This is a genomic window from Escherichia sp. GZ89 (assembly GCF_019366485.1).
Taxonomy (GTDB): Bacteria; Pseudomonadota; Gammaproteobacteria; order Enterobacterales; family Enterobacteriaceae; genus Escherichia; species Escherichia fergusonii.
Genome location: NZ_JAEOHX010000050.1, coordinates 1 through 768 on the forward strand (window position 1 = coordinate 1; position 768 = coordinate 768).

1 protein-coding gene is annotated in these 768 nt (G+C 53.5%); it reads left to right on the top strand.

The window, feature by feature from the left end; all coding sequences use genetic code 11:
* Positions 1-55 precede the first annotated feature (55 nt).
* Positions 56-753, top strand: a protein-coding gene (locus K0335_RS22125) for an IS1-like element IS1A family transposase (protein ID WP_103215986.1) whose coding sequence is annotated in 2 segments (ribosomal slippage) — positions 56-305 and positions 305-753 — 699 coding nt in all. Because the reading frame shifts where the segments join, the coding sequence is not laid out codon by codon here.
* Positions 754-768: the final 15 nt, after the last annotated feature.

The following is a 768-nucleotide window of genomic DNA, read 5'->3' on the forward strand; positions in this document are numbered from 1 at the left end:
GGTGATGCTGCCAACTTACTGATTTAGTGTATGATGGTGTTTTTGAGGTGCTCCAGTGGCTTCTGTTTCTATCAGCTGTCCCTCCTGTTCAGCTACTGACGGGGTGGTGCGTAACGGCAAAAGCACCGCCGGACATCAGCGCTATCTCTGCTCTCACTGCCGTAAAACATGGCAACTGCAGTTCACTTACACCGCTTCTCAACCCGGTACGCACCAGAAAATCATTGATATGGCCATGAATGGCGTTGGATGCCGGGCAACCGCCCGCATTATGGGCGTTGGCCTCAACACGATTTTACGTCACTTAAAAAACTCAGGCCGCAGTCGGTAACCTCGCGCATACAGCCGGGCAGTGACGTCATCGTCTGCGCGGAAATGGACGAACAGTGGGGCTATGTCGGGGCTAAATCGCGCCAGCGCTGGCTGTTTTACGCGTATGACAGGCTCCGGAAGACGGTTGTTGCGCACGTATTCGGTGAACGCACTATGGCGACGCTGGGGCGTCTTATGAGCCTGCTGTCACCCTTTGACGTGGTGATATGGATGACGGATGGCTGGCCGCTGTATGAATCCCGCCTGAAGGGAAAGCTGCACGTAATCAGCAAGCGATATACGCAGCGAATTGAGCGGCATAACCTGAATCTGAGGCAGCACCTGGCACGGCTGGGACGGAAGTCGCTGTCGTTCTCAAAATCGGTGGAGCTGCATGACAAAGTCATCGGGCATTATCTGAACATAAAACACTATCAATAAGTTGGAGTCATTACC